Here is a 15,620-nt window from a genome sequence, read left to right on the forward strand (position 1 = left end):
TCCGGCCCCGTTGCGGGGTCAGATGAGGTAGCCATAGCGGCGGAGCATGCCGATCAGCTCGTCCCGGCTGCCCGCGCGCTTGTAGATCTCCTCCGGCAACAGCCGGTGGGCGGTCAACCGAAAGCCCCGGCCGGACGGCGGGATCAGGCCCCGGTCGATCGCCCGCTGGCGCTCGATTCGGAAGAATCTGCCGCGCTTGGTGGTCGCGTCGTACGTCGACTTCAGGCGCTGCCCGTAGGCGTCGGCGGTGTACATGCTCCGGCGGGCGTTGACGATCTGCCCGATGTCCGCGCCGTCCCGGATCGCCTGCGCACCAGCCTGCGTGAAGATGCGGTCCTGCTCGGCCCGCGTGAGGCTGCGGAAGTAATCCTTCGGGTCCGAGGCTGCGCGGCCCTTGCTGTAGCGGGTGACCGGAAGGTGGACGCAGTCGCACCTCGGATGGCGCTGGAACCCGGCGTTGTAGCGGTAGCGGATGCCGGCCAGGACCGCACATCTTGCGCAGGACGGGGGGTTGAGCACGCGCACATAGCCGCGGGTCGCCCGGTTGCTGGCCAGGCTCACCCCGGCTGCCCCACGGCCAGCATCGGGCACCTCGGTGCCGACCTGGCGGATCAGCGTGGCCAGGCCGCCGCGCATTGCCTCAGGCCTGGCCTGGCCGGCCGCAAGGCGCCACCGGGTCTCGATCCACGGCTCGTACAGCAGGCTCGACAGCGACCGGCCGTCCGCGGCCCGCCCGGCGAACGCCTCGACGGCCAGGCGTCCGCCCGGCTCCGTTGCGGCGCCGTCCGCGGAGACCACCGCGGTGACATAGCCGTCGGCCGGGGCCGCCGCACGGCGCTGGCCGTCCGCGACCGTCCGTACGAGCAACGGTCCGGACGCCCGCCACGACTCGTCGAGAGCGTCGACGTCGACCGTCCGCCAGATCGCCTGGGCAGCGGCCGCGGCCTGTCGGGTGGTGACCTGTTGGCGGCGGTAGTAGGCGGCCGCGATCTCCTCGGCGCTCTGCTCAGCCACCGGGCACCGGTTTGACCGCCGGGGGCGGCGGCTTGGGGCCAAGCAGGGCGGCGAGATCACCTTCCATGGCCCGGTCCAGAGCGGAGGCCTGCATCTGCTTCATCCGCTCCTGCTGCACCGCGGTGAAGCCGAGTACGTCCCAGGACATCTCGACCGGCAGGATCCCGGCGGCCACCAACTTCACGGTGGCGTCCGCCTTCTGCGCGAACGTCGGTACCGCCGGGTCTCGCCAGCGGGTCTCCAGTGATCGAGCCCGGGGGGCCCATACGCCGTCGCGGAACCGCAGCACCAGGCGCATCACCTGCTCGTACGAGCCGCCCCAGGCGCGCTGCCGGCGTTCAGCCCGCTTCACCAGGCGGATCTCCGAGGAGCGGATCGCGTCCGCCGACGGCGGGTTGTCGGTCGACAGGCCCATGAAGTGCGGCGGCAGCCCGGCGAGCGCGGCAACCGTCCGCGCCAGCTGGTTCAAGGTGGCGTGGAAGTTGTCCAGCGCAGCCTCGGGGAACTGGCCGACCTCGACCCCGTCGTCGCGCTTGTTCTTGGCAGTCGCCCAGATCCGGCCGGCGAGCTGGGTCCACGCCGAAACGGGCTTGCCGTCGGCGTCGACGAAGTCCTCCTGGTCGAAGCCGAGCGCGTACCTGCGCGGCATGGCGTGGTACTCCGCGGCGATCATCATGTCCGTCGCCACCTTGCACGCGGCATCCGACAGCGGGATCACGTCCGCGAGTTCGGACACGCCGCCCGGGTTGAGCAGACGCCCGCGGTTGACCAACGGCACCACCGGCACCACGCCCAGCTCGTGAACGTCCTCGCTCTGCTGAGTCCAGCCGTTCGGCACGGTCTTGGCGTAGTGCATGGTGCGGTCGGGCAGGTAGATCGTCGCCTTCTCGTCCCGGATCGCGCCGGTTACCGGGTCGACCTCGTACCAGCGCTTCATCGCCGCCCGCACCGCGCGGGTGGCCGGCTCGTAGTCGACCTCCATCTGCAGCGGCGACTCCACCGTGATCAGCGGCGTCGACGGGTCGGAGGGGTTCGAGCCGACGATCATGAACGAGCGGCGCATCACCAGCGCGTCGACGTGCGCCTGCTGGCTGCCCTCGTCGAGGTTGTTGGCCTGCCAGATCCGCCACAGATCGTCGGCCGTGGCCTCGTCCTGCTCGTCCTCCGCGGCCGTCGAGTCGGGCACCGCGAAGCGGAACCCCTCGACGTCCAGACGCTCCTCAAGGGAGTCGACGACCAGGCGCGGCCAGTTGATGACCACCTGCCGCAACTGGTCGCCGATCTCCGTCACCAGCTGGGGGTGCATGTACGAGAGCGGCTGCAGACCCTCGTAGTAGCGGTCCAGGGCCTGCAGGTCCGGCAGGAGCTGGGTGTGGCGGCGCGTCAGCAGCGTCAGCCACTCGTCCGGGCTCAGATCCATCAGCGCATCACCACCATCCGGCTCGACTTCTTCGGCTTGTTGAGGCCCGCGGTGATGGCGTCGCGCCTGGCCTCCCAGGACAGGCACCCGGCCATGGCGGCGTCGATCTTGCGTGGCGAGTCGTGGCGGTCCTTCTGGATCGCCCACATCGGCTTGCCGTCGTCGTCGCGCACCCGGGCGTCCCGCTTCACCGCGTTGGCGATGTGCCGGGCGTACAGCGTGTCGCCGTCGTGCGCGAGCGAGCCGTCGGTCTGGGCGGTGCGGAACGCGCGCAAGGCGAAGGCCATCTGCCGGGGCCGGTGCGTCCACCACTCGACGACGATCCGCTCGCCGTATTTCCCAGCCCACGCCGCCACGGTCTCCTCCCAGTACGGCGGGTCCGCGTAGACCCGCACCACGCGCCACTGGTCGAAGGCCGCTTCGAGGGCGGCGTTCACCTCGGCAGCCGGGACCTCCCACTGCTCGGCCTCGTCCGGTCGGACAGGAGACTCCCAGGCCCCGAGCACCCACTGGTGCCCGGTCTCCAGGTGCGTGCCGACCAGCGCGGTGGCGTCCCGCCAGCGGGCGCCGTCGAAGCCGACCACGATCAGCTCCTTCCTCGGCACCACGAAGTCCGGATTCGCCAACTCCGCCCAGCGGCCCGCATCGAAGGCCTTCGCCGACGCGGTGCCGGGCTGGTTGAGGAAGTAGCGTCGGGCATCCGCCGGATCGGTGTCCGGCTCGCGCATGTCCGCTGCGATGCGCTCCAGGTCCATCCACCCGGCCGCATCCCCGTAGACGTACTCCAGCGCGGGCAGCAACTGGGCGTCGTCCATGAGGTCTTCGACGTGCGGGGCTTGCCGGTGGTCGAAGAGGAGGCCGCCGTCGCGCACCTTGCCGGCCTTGACGGCCTCGTAGTACTGGTGGGTGGCCTCGGCCACCGAGCTCTCGCCGACCGCGTACATCGTCGAGGTCTCCAGCGACCACGGCTCGGCCTGGCGACGCTTCACCAAGTTGCGCCGCACCGTCTTGTGCATCGCCCGGGTCTCCGGCAGCACGTACAGGTGCGTCTCGTCGAAGACCCCGAACGTCTCCTTGCCGCCGTCCTTCGACGCCGAGGACGCCGTCGAGGGGACGATCTCGCCGCCGCCCTCGATGAAGATCCGGCTCGACGTCTGGGCGTTGCGGCCCAGGTCGATCCCGGGGAACTCGTCCCCGAAGTGCTCAACCAGGTGCTCCAGCATCGTGGCGACGTTGTCGTAGGTGTTGCCGGCCTGGCCCTCCTCGGTGGCCATGCACCGGATGAACGGGTACGTCTGCACGCGGCCCACCGGATCGCCGTTCGCGTCCCAGCCGTCGAACCGGCACGGGCCGAGCGCCTCGAAGCACACCAACGCACCGGCCAGCTCCGACTTGGCGCGGCCCTTCGGCCGGGACAGGAACGCCCGGTTGACCCTCCGGCGGCCTGTCGCCGGGTCCAGCTCGTACGCCTTGACGATGAACGCGGCCATCTCGTCATCGATGACGAGCGGCTGGCCCTGGACGTCGCCCGGGCCGTGGCAGAGGTAGTGCTCGATCCAGTCGATGGCGTCGAAGCCTAGGGAGACGAACCGAGTCGGGTCAGCTTTCCGCCTGGCCATCAACCACTCGCAGCACTCGGTCCCGTCGGGAGGCCGCAGCACGGCCTGCGGCGGCGCGCTTCCTCACCGGAACTTCCGGCTCGGCCACGCTCCAGCGCAACCGGGCCCGGTCGGCCGCTGTCGCGCCGAGGGCCGCCTCGTTCAGCCGGATCTCCGACAGGAGTTCCTTCTTCGGCTCGATCCAGTACTGCTCGACCAGCTGGGCCAGCATGTGCAGCCGCTGCCAGTCCGTGGCCAGGAACAGCGCGGCCTGCGGCGAGCTCCGCCACGTCTCGTACCAGGCGAGCGTGCGGCTGTCGTAGTCGTGGCCTCCGGGCAGAACCGGGGTCGGTCCGTCGGGGCCGGCAGCAGGCAGGACCGCTCCGGCGACCGGATCGGCGTTGCGCCGGCGTCGCTGCGAGGGGTCCTTGGGGGCGGGGCCGACACCGGCCATCGTGATCACCTCTCCGGGTGCCGTTGCGGCACGTCAGCACCGGCCGTTGCGGCCCGCGCAGGGGTCACACTGAGTTACGAAAGTGGGGCTGCGGAACCTTCCAGACCCGTACGCACCGCGAGCTCCCTCCCCCGCGGGTCCCTGGCAGATGGCCAGAGGGGGTCACCCCCCTGGGTCCTGTCACCCTGGGTGACTGACCTGGGGTGGCTGGCAGTTAGTGGTCACTGGGCGTTCCAGCCTCCTGGCTGGTGCCTGGCCGTCTCCCTGCTGTGGCAGCTGTGGCAGAGCCCTCGACCATGCTGCGGGTCATCTGGGTCGTGGCCAGCGTCGACCAGCTCGCGCCTGCTGAGCGGCCAGTGGTCGGCGTGCTGGCTGGCCTGCTGGTGGCAGAGCACGCAGACCGGGTCGCGGGCCAGGACTCCGGGTCGGAAGCGGCGCTGGTGTCCGGTGCCGTAGCCACGCTGGGTGCGGGTGCCGCGGGCCTGTTCGGCTGCGGCCTGGTGGGTGGGGCAGCGGCCGCCGGTGGTGAGCTCAGGGCAGCCGGCCACGGTGCAGACGGTGAGTGCGCGATGTCTGGTCATGGTCGATCACCTGCCCTACGCTGTGCGGCCTGTCTACGACGGGGGTTGGTTGTGTCTCAGGTGACACAGGGTGTGGCGCTGGCTGGTGTGGTGTTGGCGGCCGGGGGTGCGGTGCTGGGCCTGTACCCGGCAGGGGATGAGTGCGGGTCGCCGTGGTCGCCGAAGGAGTCGGTGTCGATCTCTCGGGATGTGCCGGTGTCGTGCTCGGCGAAGATCAGCGAGCGGCAGGGTGTGTCCTGGCTGCTGGTGGTTGGTGGTGCCGCCGCCCTGGTGGGCGGCCTGGTTGCTGGCCGTGACTCGCTGCCGGCTGCCTCAGCTGCGAGGCAGTCTGGTAGTGAGGGCCCGTTGGTTCCGTAGCTACGGCAGCCAGGGCCCGATGGCGGTGAGCCAGGTCTGGGCCATGGTGAGGTAGGCGGCATCGAGGGGGTGCATGCCGTCGGCGGTCCAGTGCTGGGTGATGACGCTCATGTCGGCGGCGGCGACGCGGCCGGTGCGCTGCCGGGACTGGACGACGGCGTCCACGGCGGCGTTGACACTGTCCACGGTGCTGGTGGCGATGCCCCGGTAGTAGGGGATGCGGGCGCAGGCGACGCGGACGGCGGGGCTGCTGGCGAGGATCTGGTCGACGAATTGGCCGTATCGGCTTTGCCAGTCCGTGAAGTCGCCGCCCATGTCGTTGGTGCCGAGGTCGATGAGGACGATGTCGGGCTGGGCGGTCGGCAGCGCGGCAAGCGTGGGCGGCGCCATGGTGCGGACGGTCTGACCGCCTTGGGCGAGGGTGGTGAGCTGGGCGGAGATGCGTCGGCGGGCGAGGAGGTCGGTGATCCAGGGGCGGTAGCCCTGCCCGATGCCGTTGCCGTAGCGGTCGATCTGGCCGCCGGGGCCGGTGCTGCCGGAGCCGACGGTGATGCTGTCGCCGACGCACATGATTCGGATGTTCCGGGTGGGCGGGGCAACGACGGCCCGTAGGGCGGCGAGGTTGTCCCGCAGGTCCGTGAGCAGGGTGGCGGTGCGTTGTTCGATCGACCGCTGGTTGTAGGAGACGACGGCGCCGTCCCATGGGACGCCGGTCTCGTCGACCCATCCGTCCGAGGTGGCGCCGATGGCCAGCGCTGTCGCGGTGGCGGGGCTGTACGGGGTGTCAGTCACTGGCTCTCCTCATGCGGCGAGGACTCGGCCGGCCCGCTTGCGGGTCCGCACTTCGGCTCGGGCGACGTCGAGTTGCCGGTAGAGGGGCCGACCGTGGTGGTCGAGGCCGGCGGGCTGCAGGTGGCCGCGGCGCTTCCACTGCCGAATCGCCTCTGGCGTGACGCGGCAGAGGTTTGCGGCTTCGGGTCCGGTGAGCAGGGTATCCATGGCCGCCTCCCGGGAATGCGGAAGGGCCCGACCGTGGCGGTCGGGCCCTTCGCTACGTGGGCGCACGTGTGGTGCTGTCAGCAGCGTGACACAGGTGCGGATCTTGTGCAAGCGGAGCGCTTAGCGGTCGACGGGGTGGCAGGTATGACCGGGCTCGACCCACCAGCGGCAACTGGGGCAGAGGTACGCGGCCAGGGCGATGATGCGGCTCACCGGCCGGTCTTCCTCGGGAGCGCGTGGCAGGCCTTGGCGTGTTTCTGCGCGGTGTCGAGGGTTTCCTGCCGCCCGCAGGCAGCCAGGGGCTGTTCGGCGCGGCAGCCGGGGCAGGACCAGATGTAGATCTCGTAGTCGCCGTCGAAGTCGGTGCGGGCGATGACGTCGATGACGGCGCCGCCAGCGGTGCGGTAGCTGGCCTCGATGGTCTCGGTGGTCTCGTTCATGATGCTTCCTTCCAGTGGACGATGGAGTGGGCGGGGTTGGCCGGGTCCGCCTTGATCAGGAACCCCTCTCGGGGCGCTTCTACGGGTTGTTGTTGCTGTTGTTGTTGCTGGTCAGGCTCGGCAACAACGCCTGAGAGGGTTTGGTGGTCAGGGTTGGGGAGTGGGGGTAGGTCGCGTCGGTAGATGCCCTTGGAGGGGCCTCGGCCGGGGACGCGGCAGTCGGTGATGGGGATGCCGGTGTCACTGAGGAGGGCCCGGATGGGGGAGGTGTCGGTGGGGTTGTCGGACCAGGCGTCAGCGATCTGGACGAGGTGGATCCGGTCGTCCCTGCCGGGCGTGGTGCCGGGCATCAGGTGGTACAGGAGAGCGAGGAACTCGTCCTGCTCGTTCGGCTCTTGGTCTTGGGTCGCTTGGGTCGCTGACGGCTCGGCCCCAGGTTTCTGTGCTGCCTCTTTCCCGGGTTCGGGAAGAGGGGCAGGGTGTCCTGCTCGCCATGCTGCCCAGGTCCAGGCTGCTGCGGTGCCGACGGGGATGAGGGGCTGGTGGTGGGCGGCGTCGAGGAGAACGGGGGCGCCTTTCCAGAGGAGGGCTCCCCCGCCGATCTTGACGCCGACGCTGGTGCCGGCCGCCCACCGGCCGAGGCGCCGGGCTACCTCGGCCGATCCGGCGTACAGCCTTTCGGCGGCCCGGCGCTGGATGGTGGTCACCGTCCGAGGCTGGTCTGGGTGATGGTGGTGCCGGTCTGGTCGGCGGTGTTGCGGACGGTGTCGAGGAGGCTGCCGACGATGCCGGATCCGCCGTAGAGGCAGGCGGTCATGATGACGGCGACGATGATGCTCTTCTTCTCGCTGTCGGACAGCTTGTCGTTGCGCCACTTGGTGATGAGGACAGTGGCGAGGATGAGTCCGATGATGAGGGCGCCGCCCATGGCGCCGTTGACCTCGACGGCGGGGGCCTTTTCGGGGGCGGCGAGCTGGTACTGGGCGGCGGTGTCAATGGCGGTGGCGAGGTGGTGGTCCATGGCGGGCCTCTCAGAGGACGTAGGGGAGGAGGAGCAGGACGGCGATGGCGAGGGCGGTCCAGCGGAGCCAGAGGAGGGCTGCCTGCTTGATCCGCTTCGGAGCGAGCGCCAAGAGGAGCAGGATGGCGAGGGGCCACATGGCCGGCCCCATTTGGTAGGGCGGCATGTCAGCTCCGGAGGAGGAGGGGGAGCGCGGCGATGATGAGGGCGGTCCAGGCGCTGGCGGCGTCGAGCAGCAGCACGGTGCGGTAGCCGCGCGGGGCGCGGATGGTGAGCACGGTGAGTGCGAGCGCGGCGGGGACCGCCCACCACAGGGCGGCGGGCATGGCGGTCTAGTCGAGCGCTGCGACGGTGGCGGGGTGAAAGAGCAGCCTGCCGTCACTGTCGCGCTGCACCGAGGGCAACTTGTTGCGGTGGTGCCACGACCGCACGGTGCCTTCCGCAACGCCCTTGGCGGCGGCAACTTCCGGGACGGTCATGAGCGTGACGGTCTCGGTGTCGTCTGCGACGGGCCGCATGGCTTCTTCGACGTCCTGCCACACCAGTGCATCGGCCATTGCGGGCGGTGCAACGGGCTGTTCGGGCTGGCTGTCGTCGTAGACCGACTCGTCGTCGCTGGGCGAGCTCTGTGGGGTGAGGTACTCGTGCACCTGTCGCATGAGTGCGCCGAAGGCGAGGAGGGCCGCGATGGGCGGCACCGCGGCGACGACGTAGGTGAGGCGCGGGGCTCCGGCCCCGACGCCGGCGACGTTGAGGGCGATGCTGGCACCGGACCCGGCGATCGTGAGGGCGATGGCCCATCCGTCGACGCGGGCGGCGAGGCTGGCGCGCAGGATGAGGAGTTCGCCGACGATGATGAACAGATCGACGGTGGCGGGCCAGGCCCAGCTACGGGCGACGGCGCCCTGGAGGCCGTTGGTGGCGGCGACGTCGTGGAGGTGCTCGTAGGAGAGCCAGAAGGCGGCTGCGGTGAGCACGGTGCTCGTGATGGCGGCGCCGATGGCGAGCCAGGTGCGGGCGTCGCGGGGCGGGGGGTTGATCGGCGCCGTTGCGGTGGCGCTATCGTTCTGGGTGGCCATGGGAGGTCGTGACTCCTGTGGTCGGGCGGTCCCGGTCGGGTGGTTGCAGCCACGCCGGCCGGGGCCGTTGTTGTTATGGGGTTGTGGTGTGGCCCGTTGCAGCGGGCCGGTTCTTGCGCATCGCCTTGCTGACTGCGGGACGGCTGATGCCGAGTTCCGCAGCGACTGCTTCGACGCTGCCGAGCTCGGCGACGCCCTGGTACAGGGCTTCTGCGCGGCGTTGTCCGGCGTGCGACATTTTGGTTCGGAGCTGTTGCAGCAGCTCGTCTTCCTGTTGCACCCGGTCTTGCCATCGGCTCGGGTTCATTGCTTCGACCGTAGCGTAACCCTGGGGTTACGGTCAATCAGTTCGTGTTGTGCGCCGCGCTGTTGCGCGCCACCTTGGCTGCGTTGCGGATAGTCGCAACGCAGCCGCTGGGCATCGATTCACGCCGCGTCGTGTAGCGCGAGGTACTGCTCGACACGCCACTCGTACTCGGCCTGGCTCATGAGGTCACGCGGGCAGGCGTCGTTGCCGCATCGGATGTCCTCGCCGTCGATTTGGGACAGGGAGAGCAGTCCGCACCGCGGGCAGGGTAGCTGCAGCGGGCGCCGGCGGGCGCGGGTGGCGGCGTAGGCGTCGAGGGTGCGCCAGGCGTCGTGGATTTCGGCGGCGTACTCGTCGGCCCACATGCGGGTGACGGCCCACGCGAGGACGTCTCGACGACCGAGGTAGGTGAGGAGGCCGCCGATGGTGGCGTCGGCGGGGGCGCCGAAGCGGCTGCACTCCTCCAGGTGGATGCGGGCCCAGGCGGTGAGGGTTCCGGCGAGGGGCACGATGCCGTCCTGGTCGCCGTAGGGGTCGCGGACGTCGCCGCTGGCGGGGCCGAGGTAGGACGCGATGTCGAGGCGGAGCGGGACACGGGCTCCTCGCGGGCTGGCGCCGGAGACACGGGCTCCTCGCGGGCTGGCGCCGGGTTGGATGGCGAGCTGGGCCTGGATGGCGAGCTGGGGCATTTCGGCGAGCTCGCGGGTGAGGCGGGCGCCGATGGCGAAGTCGAGCATTCCGGTCTCCGGTCTCCGTGCGGTTCAGTGGGCGGGCTGGCCGTTGTGTTGACAGGTCACAGCTGTGCGTGCTCGCGCCGGATGTGGGCGATGCACTCGGCGTACGCGGCCTGCAACTCGGCCTGTGGCTGGTCGGCCTGCTCGCAGGTCTCATCGGGGTGAGCGGGGTGGTAGCAGTCGGGGGTCGAGGCCGTCAAGCAGGGCCTCGTCCTTCCAGCCGTCTCACTCGTCGTCGGGGCAGCTCACGGCCGGGCCTCGGCGCCGTCGAGGGCGCGGATCGTTGGACACGGCCACGGCTCTGGGTAGTCGGGGTTGTAGCAGTCGCCGCCGGTGTCCGCGAGGTACTGGCACTGGGCGCGTGCCTCGTCGGCCTGCTGGCGCATGATGGGGCCACCGGTGCCGTCGGGGTGGCGCTGGTCTCCCCACCGGGCAATCTGGCGGGCGCGTTCGGCGTCGATTTCCTCGGCGACCCGGGCGAGGCCGGGGGTGGTGAAGAGGTTGGGGTACACGGCGTGCTCCTTGGGGTTGGGGCCGCCCGCGGGTTGCGGGCGGCGTCGGGCGTCAGGGGGTCAGTTGCCGTCGGGGTCGATGAGCTGCAGGCCGAGGGCCTCGCGGTGTTCGTCGCTGAGGATGAGGGCGACGGGCCGGCCGTCGTCGGTGAGGCAGCAGACGATGGTGTCGGCGCCGGGCGCGGTGGGGAGGATGGTGCGGTCCCAGCGGATGGTGATCGGGTCCATGGCGTGGCCTCAGTTGGTCGTGGTACGGGCGGTGTCGAGCGCGGTTGCGGTGTCGCAGGGCCAGGGGCGGGTGATGTGGCCGATGCGGCTGCATTCGGTGCAGATCTGCCAGCCGCCGTGGTCGCGCACTTGGTGGAGCTGCCGTACGGCGCCGATGGCGGCTTGGAGGCGTTCGCACTCCTCGACGGCCACGCGATGGGCGGCGGCGTTGGTCCGGGCGACTGCCGTCAGGGTGTCCAGCTCGGCGCGGAGCCGGTCTTCCTCTGCGAAGGCCTGCCAGGCAACGCGGGCGGGCACGTCGTTGGCGCTTTCCAGCGCTGCGGTCAGCCTCGAAACTCGCTCCTCCAAAAGCGGGATGCGGTCCAGCTCGGGCTGCACCACGGCCAGCACGGCGGCGGCGAGCCCCTCAGGGCTTCCCTCGATCCGGACGACGTAGCGCCACGGCTCGGGCCGACGGACCGGGTGGGCGGCCTCGCACTCCTGGTCGGTGGCGCGGCAGTCGGTGCCGTCGCAGGAGTAGGCGACGGTGCGCAGGGCGTCGGCGATGCGCTCGGTGAGGGTGGGCGGCGGGGTGTCGGTCACCGGGTACCGCTGACGGTCACGGCGCGAGCGGCCTGCTCAAGGACATCGTTGACGTGGTGGTCAACATCGTCGAGCGGCTCGCGGATCTTCAGGGCGCGGACGCGTTCGGCAGCTGCGGCGAGGATCTTGCGGGTCTCGGCGTCGGTGGGCTGGGACATGGCGGGTCTCCGTGGTGGGTGTGTGTGGCGAGGTTGTGGGGGCGCGTGGCGGGCTGGGCGCGCCCCCGTGGTGTCCGTGGTCCGGTGCGGTGCTGTTCGGCCGTCAGGCGGCCGTCTGCGGGCCGCTGGGGGCGGGCTCCGGGTCGGTGGCGTCCCGGCCGAAGACGTCGTGGCGGGCGACGAACACGCCGGTGTGCTCGCCGTCGTCAAGGAGTTCGAGGCCCCACGCGGTCTCGTGCCAGCCCGGGATGAAGCCCTTCGGGCGGTCGCTGCCGTCGTACTCGGACTCGGACCAGATCTGGATGGCGGCGGCCTTGGCATCGGCTTCGGTGGTGCAGAGCGTGTGGTCGCCCTCTTCGGCCCAGGCTTCCCAGACGTGGCGGCCGGAGTAGGAGCTGCGGTTGGCGCGGGCCAGCTCGGCCTCCAGTTCCCGGACCCGGGCGAGCAGGGCCTCGACGTCGGTACGGGCGGCTGCAACGAACGCGGCGTCGCCCTCGGTGCGGTTGCCGAGGTAGCCGAAGTTGATGCCGAGGGTGCCGTCGAGGGTGGCAACCCATCGGGTGTAGTCCCGCCGGTCCTCCTCGACGTGCCAGGGTCCGGGGGTGGCCGCCTCTGCGCGGGCCTGGATGGCGTCGAGGTCGAGGGGCGCGTCGGGCTGGGGCTGGGTCATGGCTCAGGCCTCCTGGGCGCCGTGGTGGTGGTAGGCGGCGATGTGGCTGGGGTGCAGGGGCCCGTCGAGGTACGGGCCGAGGTCGCCGGCGATGCCGGCCGGGTCCTGGCTGACGTCGACCGCGGCGAGGGTCTGCTCGATGAGCCAGAGGCGGACGCGGGCGCCCTCAGCCTGCTCGCGAAGCTGCTAATTCTCGGCGAGCAGGGCGTCGTTCTGTCGGCTCAGACCGTCGATGACGGTGATGGTGTCGGCGTCGCCGCGCTGGCCGGCGTGGTTGAGCACGGACTCGGTGGCTCGCCAGTCCAGGCCGTCGGGGGTGGGCACGTCGGTGGGCTGCCATTCGCCGTTGCGGTACGCCTCGGTGACGCCGATGGTGCGGCGGTAACGGATGGTGGTGTTGGCGGCGTCCCGGCCCTGGTGCCAGTTGTCGCGGTGCCCGCGGGACAGTTCGCACCTGAGGAGCAGGTGCCAGTGGGTGGACGGGCAGCGGGTCTGCTCGCTGGCGGCGGGCTGGGGCTGGTTCATCGGGTGGGCTCCTCGGTGATGGCGAGCAGGTCGGTCGCGGCGTCACGGATGCGGGCCGGAGCGACCCAGACGAGGGCGCCCGGGTCGATCAGGTCAGCCACGGTGCCGATCAGCGGGCGAACGGCGGCGAGGTGTTCGGGGAGGATGTCTGCGGCGGCCCGCTGCCGGGCGGCCTCCTTGGCAAGTACCTCCTTGCGGTAGGCGTCGAGGAGGCCCTCCGGAGTCCTGCCCCGGTTGGCGCACTCGGTGACGCTGATGACGTCGAGCAGGAGGTCACGGGCAGACTGCTGGGTACTCATCGGGTGGTCTCCTCGGCGGTGGCGCGCCAGCCGGCAAGGCGGGCAGCCTCGCGGATCGCGGCGATGAACTCGTCGATCGCGTCGAGGGGCACGTACACGCCGTTGTCGCTGGTCTCGATGTAGACGGCGGCACGGGTCCGGTCGTCGGCGACGATGCCGGCGGGGGTGATGGTTGCGGTGTCGCCGTCGCGGTCGACGAACTGGACGCGGCCGAGTCCGTTGAGCGGGAGGAATCTGCTGGTGTCGGGCGTGCTCATCGGGTGGTCTCCTCGGTGGTGGGCTCGACCATGGAAATGACGTCGACCTCGAAGCGGTGACCGTCCGGGCACTCGACGTACATGCGGGCCCCGGTCGTGCCGTACAGGGTGGTGACCTCGAAGGTGTCGCCGAGGTCGAGCGTGCAGTCGGGGCGGGGGCACGGGATCACGAGCGCACCTCGGTGGCGGCTTGGACGGTCCAGGTGCCGTCGGTGTGGCGGGTGATGGTGTCGCCGAACCGGGCAACGGTGCGCGGCATGCCGTTGTGGGCCCAGATGGTGAGGCCGTCGACCTCTGTCCGGCCGTTCATGGCGGCGTAGTGCGGCTTGGACGGCCCGATCAACTCCCACAGTTCGGCGAGATTGGCCGGGGTGAGGGTCCATTCGGTGCGGTCGACCTCGACGCACACGAGGCACGGGGTGTGGGTGCTGCTGTTGGCGGTGATCTGGAGGACGGTGCCGCCGGTGTTGAGGCGGGCGCTGTCGAGGGCCTGGCAGGCGGCGTCGGCGTGGTAGCGGCTGCTGCCGCGGACGACGAAGGCGGTGGTCACGGTGGTCTCCTCAGGCGGCGGGCTGGGTGGTGAACTTGGCCTCGGCGTGCGCGGTCAACACATCCACGTCGATCCCGATGGCGACCGCGTCGACGTACGCGGCCTCGTGCGCGTCGCCCATCTGCAGCTCTTCGCTGATGTCGTCGAGCAGGTCGGCGAGGGCCGTCGCAGGCATAGCGGTGGCGAGCGCACCGAGAAGGCGGTGGGCCCACCAGGCGTTGACGGATGCGTCGGAGTGGGCACCGGTCGTCCCGCGCGGGCCGCGGGCAACGCCGACGCCGTGCGCGATGGTCTGACGGAGGAAGATCTCGTGCCGGGCGCGGGTGATGTCGATGGGGTTCATCGGGGTCTCCTCAGGCGGCGGGACGGTCGGTGGTCTGGTGGGTGCACTCGCCGAGGACGCAGGCCCGAACGGAGCGCCAGGTGTCGGGGCTGACGAGGCGGTAGCGGACGCCGCGGCGGTACTCGCGGTCGCGGTCACGCCGACTGGCGGTGAAGTGGATGGCGGCATCCTCGGGGGTGGTGGCGCGGGTGCCGTGGATGGATCCGGTGGCACATCCGTTGGCGGTGTAGCGGACCCACCGGCAAGCGGCGAGGGGCCAGTTGGCGTTGTCGAGGGTGACGAACAGCAGCAGGGTGTCGGGCATGGCGGTGGCTCCGTTCAGGCGGCTGCGGGAATGCAACCGGGGTGGTGGTCCGGTCGACCGGGGCGGGGCAGCATGTGCCGGCCGCAGACGGTGCAGGAGATCCAGTCCGGTGGCGGTGTGGGGTACTCGGCTGATTGATCGTTTTCGCGTGGCTCGTGCGCGCGTACCTGTGGCTGAGGTGGGTGATCAGCCGTGTCGTGGTGGTGGAGTGGGTCCCTACCGGAGGTAGGGGTACTGGTAGGGGCCGCTACGGACGCTGTCCGGATGGCGTCCACGGACGCTGTCCGGGGGCGTCCACGGACGCTGTCCGAATCCTCGGATGGCGTCCACGGACGCTGTCCGGAAACCCCGCTGTGGACGCTGTCCGGAAGGCAGTCCACGGACGCTGTCCGGATGGCGTCCACGGACGCTGTCCGGGGGCTGAGCGCAGCTTCCATCTCGCGTGCCTTCTTCGCCGCGTACGCCCGCTTCTGCCGCGTCTCCGTGAACAGCGGCATCGCTGCCGCCCAGTCCAGGCGTTGGCCGGTCGGCATCAGTAGCCGATACACCTGCGAGGCGTTCGGCCGACGGCGTCGCTCCAGGATTCCCACCGCCACCAGCACCGCCACGGCCCGCGTCACGGCTTCCTTCGTGCAGCCGCACAGCACCGACAGAGTCTCCCGAGACGGCCACGCGTTGTCGCCGTCCGCGTCCGCGTAGGTGGCGATCCAGTGTCCGACCTGCGCTACCCGAGCCTGCTCCCGCTCTGCAACGCGCAGAGTCTCGGCACGGAGCGCGTTGATCCACGCGTTCCGCACGGACTGCGTGCGCTCGGCGGGTCGGTCAGTGGCCACGGGGCGGGCTCCCAGGTTCGGGGTGGTGAGGGTTGGTGGCCTGGGGCGGGGGACGGTGCCGCCCCGCCCCAGGCAGTCAGCGGGTTGCGGTGCAGGTGCAGCGGTTGGTGACACCGTTCGTGAAGCCGCACAGCTCGTTGTGGACGGCGAGCACCTCGGCCGCAGCCTCGGCGTCGAGGCGGTCGGCGACCTGGCGCAGGATGTACGCGGCCTGGGCCCTGGTCAGGCCGCTCCCGCCGTGCTCAAGGGTGACGTTGGAGCCGCTGGCACCCTGGGCGCCGGGGCGGACGATCAGGAAGAACAGGGCGTCGCGGCCGTCGATGGCGACCATCGAGGTGTTCTGTTCGGTGCTCAT

The 15,620-nt window shown here is 70.9% G+C and carries 30 protein-coding genes; all 30 read right to left on the minus strand.

Annotated elements, in window-relative coordinates; genetic code table 11:
* Positions 1 to 18: 18 nt before the first annotated feature.
* The 30 genes from ACIO5E_RS12540 to ACIO5E_RS12685 all read right to left on the minus strand — a co-directional run bounded on the left by ACIO5E_RS12540 (position 19) and on the right by ACIO5E_RS12685 (position 15,620).
* Positions 19 to 1,014, minus strand: a complete 996-nt coding sequence (locus ACIO5E_RS12540) for a hypothetical protein (RefSeq protein WP_400666535.1) — start codon at positions 1,012 to 1,014, stop codon at positions 19 to 21.
* Positions 1,007 to 2,434 carry a phage portal protein gene (locus ACIO5E_RS12545; RefSeq protein ID WP_400666537.1) on the minus strand — a complete coding sequence of 476 codons (1,428 nt, stop codon included), beginning with the start codon at positions 2,432 to 2,434 and terminating at the stop codon, positions 1,007 to 1,009. The genes ACIO5E_RS12540 and ACIO5E_RS12545 overlap by 8 nt, the downstream gene beginning before the upstream one ends.
* Positions 2,434 to 4,053, minus strand: coding sequence for a terminase (locus ACIO5E_RS12550; RefSeq protein WP_400666539.1), 1,620 nt, complete (start codon positions 4,051 to 4,053; stop codon positions 2,434 to 2,436). The genes ACIO5E_RS12545 and ACIO5E_RS12550 overlap by 1 nt, the downstream gene beginning before the upstream one ends.
* Positions 4,034 to 4,486, minus strand: coding sequence for a hypothetical protein (locus ACIO5E_RS12555; protein ID WP_400666541.1), 453 nt, complete (start codon positions 4,484 to 4,486; stop codon positions 4,034 to 4,036). The genes ACIO5E_RS12550 and ACIO5E_RS12555 overlap by 20 nt, the downstream gene beginning before the upstream one ends.
* A 221-nt stretch (positions 4,487 to 4,707) precedes the next feature.
* Complete coding sequence (locus tag ACIO5E_RS12560; RefSeq protein ID WP_400666544.1) at positions 4,708 to 5,067, minus strand: holin; 360 nt, start codon at positions 5,065 to 5,067, stop codon at positions 4,708 to 4,710.
* A gap of 357 nt (positions 5,068 to 5,424) precedes the next feature.
* On the minus strand, positions 5,425 to 6,216 hold the full coding sequence (locus tag ACIO5E_RS12565) for an SGNH/GDSL hydrolase family protein (RefSeq protein ID WP_400666546.1): 792 nt from the start codon (positions 6,214 to 6,216) through the stop codon (positions 5,425 to 5,427).
* Positions 6,217 to 6,225: 9 nt separating this feature from the next.
* Positions 6,226 to 6,423, minus strand: a complete 198-nt coding sequence (locus ACIO5E_RS12570; RefSeq protein ID WP_400666548.1) for a MerR family transcriptional regulator — start codon at positions 6,421 to 6,423, stop codon at positions 6,226 to 6,228.
* A gap of 209 nt (positions 6,424 to 6,632) precedes the next feature.
* Positions 6,633 to 6,863 (minus strand): hypothetical protein, encoded by a 231-nt coding sequence (locus ACIO5E_RS12575; protein ID WP_400666550.1) that lies wholly within the window; start codon positions 6,861 to 6,863, stop codon positions 6,633 to 6,635.
* Positions 6,860 to 7,570 (minus strand): hypothetical protein, encoded by a 711-nt coding sequence (locus tag ACIO5E_RS12580; RefSeq protein ID WP_400666552.1) that lies wholly within the window; start codon positions 7,568 to 7,570, stop codon positions 6,860 to 6,862. Before ACIO5E_RS12580 ends, ACIO5E_RS12575 begins: the two co-directional genes overlap by 4 nt.
* A complete protein-coding gene (locus tag ACIO5E_RS12585) occupies positions 7,567 to 7,884 on the minus strand; it encodes a hypothetical protein (RefSeq protein WP_400666554.1) in 318 nt (105 codons plus the stop codon). Before ACIO5E_RS12585 ends, ACIO5E_RS12580 begins: the two co-directional genes overlap by 4 nt.
* A 10-nt stretch (positions 7,885 to 7,894) precedes the next feature.
* Positions 7,895 to 8,050: a hypothetical protein gene (locus tag ACIO5E_RS12590; protein ID WP_400666556.1), complete on the minus strand. Its 156-nt coding sequence runs from the start codon at positions 8,048 to 8,050 to the stop codon at positions 7,895 to 7,897.
* 1 nt (position 8,051) lies between these two features.
* The gene (locus ACIO5E_RS12595) at positions 8,052 to 8,210 is read right to left on the minus strand and encodes a hypothetical protein (RefSeq protein ID WP_400666558.1); all 159 of its coding nucleotides are present in this window, start codon (positions 8,208 to 8,210) and stop codon (positions 8,052 to 8,054) included.
* Between the two features lie 6 nt (positions 8,211 to 8,216).
* Positions 8,217 to 8,963, minus strand: a complete 747-nt coding sequence (locus tag ACIO5E_RS12600) for a DUF2637 domain-containing protein (protein WP_400666560.1) — start codon at positions 8,961 to 8,963, stop codon at positions 8,217 to 8,219.
* Positions 8,964 to 9,036: 73 nt separating this feature from the next.
* Positions 9,037 to 9,270 (minus strand): LysR family transcriptional regulator, encoded by a 234-nt coding sequence (locus ACIO5E_RS12605; RefSeq protein ID WP_400666562.1) that lies wholly within the window; start codon positions 9,268 to 9,270, stop codon positions 9,037 to 9,039.
* Positions 9,271 to 9,389: 119 nt separating this feature from the next.
* Positions 9,390 to 10,007 (minus strand): hypothetical protein, encoded by a 618-nt coding sequence (locus ACIO5E_RS12610; protein ID WP_400666564.1) that lies wholly within the window; start codon positions 10,005 to 10,007, stop codon positions 9,390 to 9,392.
* Between the two features lie 56 nt (positions 10,008 to 10,063).
* Positions 10,064 to 10,204, minus strand: a complete 141-nt coding sequence (locus ACIO5E_RS12615) for a hypothetical protein (protein ID WP_400666566.1) — start codon at positions 10,202 to 10,204, stop codon at positions 10,064 to 10,066.
* Between the two features lie 45 nt (positions 10,205 to 10,249).
* Positions 10,250 to 10,516 carry a hypothetical protein gene (locus ACIO5E_RS12620; RefSeq protein WP_400666568.1) on the minus strand — a complete coding sequence of 89 codons (267 nt, stop codon included), beginning with the start codon at positions 10,514 to 10,516 and terminating at the stop codon, positions 10,250 to 10,252.
* Between the two features lie 60 nt (positions 10,517 to 10,576).
* Positions 10,577 to 10,744 (minus strand): hypothetical protein, encoded by a 168-nt coding sequence (locus ACIO5E_RS12625; protein ID WP_400666570.1) that lies wholly within the window; start codon positions 10,742 to 10,744, stop codon positions 10,577 to 10,579.
* A 9-nt stretch (positions 10,745 to 10,753) separates the two neighbouring features.
* Positions 10,754 to 11,326: a hypothetical protein gene (locus tag ACIO5E_RS12630; RefSeq protein WP_400666572.1), complete on the minus strand. Its 573-nt coding sequence runs from the start codon at positions 11,324 to 11,326 to the stop codon at positions 10,754 to 10,756.
* Positions 11,323 to 11,484 carry a hypothetical protein gene (locus ACIO5E_RS12635; RefSeq protein ID WP_400666574.1) on the minus strand — a complete coding sequence of 54 codons (162 nt, stop codon included), beginning with the start codon at positions 11,482 to 11,484 and terminating at the stop codon, positions 11,323 to 11,325. Before ACIO5E_RS12635 ends, ACIO5E_RS12630 begins: the two co-directional genes overlap by 4 nt.
* 103 nt (positions 11,485 to 11,587) lie before the next feature.
* A complete protein-coding gene (locus tag ACIO5E_RS12640) occupies positions 11,588 to 12,154 on the minus strand; it encodes a hypothetical protein (protein ID WP_400666576.1) in 567 nt (188 codons plus the stop codon).
* Between the two features lie 186 nt (positions 12,155 to 12,340).
* A complete protein-coding gene (locus tag ACIO5E_RS12645) occupies positions 12,341 to 12,679 on the minus strand; it encodes a hypothetical protein (RefSeq protein WP_400666578.1) in 339 nt (112 codons plus the stop codon).
* A complete protein-coding gene (locus ACIO5E_RS12650; RefSeq protein WP_400666580.1) occupies positions 12,676 to 12,978 on the minus strand; it encodes a hypothetical protein in 303 nt (100 codons plus the stop codon). Before ACIO5E_RS12650 ends, ACIO5E_RS12645 begins: the two co-directional genes overlap by 4 nt.
* On the minus strand, positions 12,975 to 13,235 hold the full coding sequence (locus tag ACIO5E_RS12655) for a hypothetical protein (protein WP_400666582.1): 261 nt from the start codon (positions 13,233 to 13,235) through the stop codon (positions 12,975 to 12,977). Before ACIO5E_RS12655 ends, ACIO5E_RS12650 begins: the two co-directional genes overlap by 4 nt.
* Positions 13,232 to 13,405 carry a hypothetical protein gene (locus tag ACIO5E_RS12660; protein ID WP_400666584.1) on the minus strand — a complete coding sequence of 58 codons (174 nt, stop codon included), beginning with the start codon at positions 13,403 to 13,405 and terminating at the stop codon, positions 13,232 to 13,234. Before ACIO5E_RS12660 ends, ACIO5E_RS12655 begins: the two co-directional genes overlap by 4 nt.
* Positions 13,402 to 13,785: a hypothetical protein gene (locus ACIO5E_RS12665; protein ID WP_400666586.1), complete on the minus strand. Its 384-nt coding sequence runs from the start codon at positions 13,783 to 13,785 to the stop codon at positions 13,402 to 13,404. Before ACIO5E_RS12665 ends, ACIO5E_RS12660 begins: the two co-directional genes overlap by 4 nt.
* A 10-nt stretch (positions 13,786 to 13,795) precedes the next feature.
* Complete coding sequence (locus ACIO5E_RS12670) at positions 13,796 to 14,128, minus strand: hypothetical protein (RefSeq protein WP_400666588.1); 333 nt, start codon at positions 14,126 to 14,128, stop codon at positions 13,796 to 13,798.
* Positions 14,129 to 14,138: 10 nt separating this feature from the next.
* A complete protein-coding gene (locus ACIO5E_RS12675) occupies positions 14,139 to 14,432 on the minus strand; it encodes a hypothetical protein (RefSeq protein WP_400666590.1) in 294 nt (97 codons plus the stop codon).
* A gap of 14 nt (positions 14,433 to 14,446) precedes the next feature.
* Complete coding sequence (locus tag ACIO5E_RS12680) at positions 14,447 to 15,379, minus strand: helix-turn-helix domain-containing protein (RefSeq protein ID WP_400666592.1); 933 nt, start codon at positions 15,377 to 15,379, stop codon at positions 14,447 to 14,449.
* Positions 15,342 to 15,620 (minus strand): hypothetical protein, encoded by a 279-nt coding sequence (locus ACIO5E_RS12685; RefSeq protein WP_400666594.1) that lies wholly within the window; start codon positions 15,618 to 15,620, stop codon positions 15,342 to 15,344. Before ACIO5E_RS12685 ends, ACIO5E_RS12680 begins: the two co-directional genes overlap by 38 nt.

It is taken from the genome of Kitasatospora sp. NPDC087314 (assembly GCF_044744365.1).
GTDB lineage: Bacteria > Actinomycetota > Actinomycetes > Streptomycetales > Streptomycetaceae > Kitasatospora.

Bases quoted from the DNA above. Each gene is read 5' to 3' on its own strand.
- ACIO5E_RS12640 (WP_400666576.1), bottom strand. From the start codon at position 12,154: ATGACCCAGCCCCAGCCCGACGCGCCCCTCGACCTCGACGCCATCCAG.
- ACIO5E_RS12675 (WP_400666590.1), bottom strand. From the start codon at position 14,432: ATGCCCGACACCCTGCTGCTGTTCGTCACCCTCGACAACGCCAACTGG.
- ACIO5E_RS12585 (WP_400666554.1), bottom strand. From the start codon at position 7,884: ATGGACCACCACCTCGCCACCGCCATTGACACCGCCGCCCAGTACCAG.
- ACIO5E_RS12610 (WP_400666564.1), bottom strand. From the start codon at position 10,007: ATGCTCGACTTCGCCATCGGCGCCCGCCTCACCCGCGAGCTCGCCGAA.
- ACIO5E_RS12685 (WP_400666594.1), bottom strand. From the start codon at position 15,620: ATGAGCACCGAACAGAACACCTCGATGGTCGCCATCGACGGCCGCGAC.
- ACIO5E_RS12570 (WP_400666548.1), bottom strand. From the start codon at position 6,423: ATGGATACCCTGCTCACCGGACCCGAAGCCGCAAACCTCTGCCGCGTC.
- ACIO5E_RS12555 (WP_400666541.1), bottom strand. From the start codon at position 4,486: ATGGCCGGTGTCGGCCCCGCCCCCAAGGACCCCTCGCAGCGACGCCGG.
- ACIO5E_RS12590 (WP_400666556.1), bottom strand. From the start codon at position 8,050: ATGCCGCCCTACCAAATGGGGCCGGCCATGTGGCCCCTCGCCATCCTG.
- ACIO5E_RS12545 (WP_400666537.1), bottom strand. From the start codon at position 2,434: ATGGATCTGAGCCCGGACGAGTGGCTGACGCTGCTGACGCGCCGCCAC.
- ACIO5E_RS12605 (WP_400666562.1), bottom strand. From the start codon at position 9,270: ATGAACCCGAGCCGATGGCAAGACCGGGTGCAACAGGAAGACGAGCTG.
- ACIO5E_RS12575 (WP_400666550.1), bottom strand. From the start codon at position 6,863: ATGAACGAGACCACCGAGACCATCGAGGCCAGCTACCGCACCGCTGGC.
- ACIO5E_RS12595 (WP_400666558.1), bottom strand. From the start codon at position 8,210: ATGCCCGCCGCCCTGTGGTGGGCGGTCCCCGCCGCGCTCGCACTCACC.
- ACIO5E_RS12650 (WP_400666580.1), bottom strand. From the start codon at position 12,978: ATGAGTACCCAGCAGTCTGCCCGTGACCTCCTGCTCGACGTCATCAGC.
- ACIO5E_RS12550 (WP_400666539.1), bottom strand. From the start codon at position 4,053: ATGGCCAGGCGGAAAGCTGACCCGACTCGGTTCGTCTCCCTAGGCTTC.
- ACIO5E_RS12635 (WP_400666574.1), bottom strand. From the start codon at position 11,484: ATGTCCCAGCCCACCGACGCCGAGACCCGCAAGATCCTCGCCGCAGCT.
- ACIO5E_RS12600 (WP_400666560.1), bottom strand. From the start codon at position 8,963: ATGGCCACCCAGAACGATAGCGCCACCGCAACGGCGCCGATCAACCCC.
- ACIO5E_RS12670 (WP_400666588.1), bottom strand. From the start codon at position 14,128: ATGAACCCCATCGACATCACCCGCGCCCGGCACGAGATCTTCCTCCGT.
- ACIO5E_RS12645 (WP_400666578.1), bottom strand. From the start codon at position 12,679: ATGAACCAGCCCCAGCCCGCCGCCAGCGAGCAGACCCGCTGCCCGTCC.
- ACIO5E_RS12625 (WP_400666570.1), bottom strand. From the start codon at position 10,744: ATGGACCCGATCACCATCCGCTGGGACCGCACCATCCTCCCCACCGCG.
- ACIO5E_RS12560 (WP_400666544.1), bottom strand. From the start codon at position 5,067: ATGACCAGACATCGCGCACTCACCGTCTGCACCGTGGCCGGCTGCCCT.
- ACIO5E_RS12655 (WP_400666582.1), bottom strand. From the start codon at position 13,235: ATGAGCACGCCCGACACCAGCAGATTCCTCCCGCTCAACGGACTCGGC.